The organism is Amycolatopsis sp. NPDC024027 (genome assembly GCF_040638975.1).
Lineage (GTDB): Bacteria > Actinomycetota > Actinomycetes > Mycobacteriales > Pseudonocardiaceae > Amycolatopsis.
On record NZ_JBEZYY010000055.1, the window covers coordinates 1 to 1,296 of the forward strand.

Genomic DNA, 1,296 nt, shown 5'->3' on the forward strand with positions numbered 1-1,296 from the left:
TGGGCGTGACCCGGTTTGACGGACATCTGAGATCAGGGGGCGTGAGCCTCCGGAAGGATGTCCCTCATCATGGAGACCATGGGCAAGAGGAAGCCTCGGCCTCGTCGTTCGTTCACGCGGGAGTTCAAGGCCGAGATCGTCGAGTTGTGCCAGCGCGGTGACCGCTCGGTGGGTCAGGTCGCGAAGGACTTCGACCTGACCGAGACCGCCGTGCGGGCGTGGGTCACCCAGGCCGAGCTGGACGCGGGAACCCGCACCGACGGGCTGACCAGCGACGAGCGGGACGAGCTGGCCCGGTTACGGCGGGAGAACCGCCGCTTGTCCGAGGACGTGGAGATCCTCAAACGAGCGACGGCTTTCTTCGCGAAGGAGATCCGGTGAACGTGTACCCGTTCATCGAGGCGGAGAACGCTGCCGAGGGCGGCAACGTCAAGCGTGCGTGCACCCTGTTGAAGATCTCCCGAGCCGCCTACTACGCCCACCGCTGCGCCGAGCCGTCTGCCCGTGCACGCCAGGACATGGAACTGACCGAGGAGATTGTCACGATCCACGACGAGTCGAACGGCACCTACGGAACACCCCGGCTGCACGCCGAACTGCGCGCCCGCGGCAGGCGGCATTCCCGCAAGCGTGTCGCCCGACTCCTGCGCGCAGCCGGCCGCGCCGGGCGCACCCCGAAGCGGTGGCGCACCACGACCGTCCCCGATCCCGCCGTGAGCACTCCGGCTGACCTGATCAAACGGGACTTCTCCTGCAGTGCAAGCGACATCAACACCCGCTGGTGCGGGGACATCACCTACATCCACACCTGGGAGGGCTGGCTGTACCTGGCCACGGTGATCGACCTCGGCTCCCGCCGCGTTGTCGGCTGGGCCACCGCGGATCACCTGCGCACCGACCTCATCGCCGAGGCGTTGAACAACGCCGTCACCCAGCGCCGCCCGGAGCCCGGAGTGATCTTCCACTCCGATCGCGGCTGCCAATATACGTCTGCCCACTTCGGCGCTCTCGCCGACGATCTGGGCGTGCGCTTGTCGGTGGGGCGTAAGGGACAGTGCTGGGACAATGCTGTCGCCGAATCATTCTTCGCCACCATCAAAGCGGAACTGATCGACCGGCGCGGCTGGCCGACCCGGGTTGCTGCGCACAAGGCGATCTTCAGCTACATCGAAGGCTGGTACAACACCCGCCGGCTGCACTCCAGCCTCGGCTACCTCAGTCCCAACACCTACGAAGCCACCCGCCAGGTAGCCTGACCACCTCAACGACCCTGTCCGTCAAACCGGGTCAGCCCCA

1 protein-coding gene and 1 pseudogene are annotated in these 1,296 nt (G+C 66.6%); both read left to right on the forward strand.

The features are described from left to right. Positions 1–78 precede the first annotated feature (78 nt). Positions 79–360, forward strand: a pseudogene (locus AB0F52_RS48655) (transposase); the annotation flags it as partial. Positions 361–377: 17 nt separating this feature from the next. Beyond that, positions 378–1,256 (forward strand): IS3 family transposase, encoded by an 879-nt coding sequence (locus tag AB0F52_RS48660; RefSeq protein WP_360186490.1) that lies wholly within the window; start codon positions 378–380, stop codon positions 1,254–1,256. The last annotated feature ends 40 nt before the right edge of the window (positions 1,257–1,296 follow it).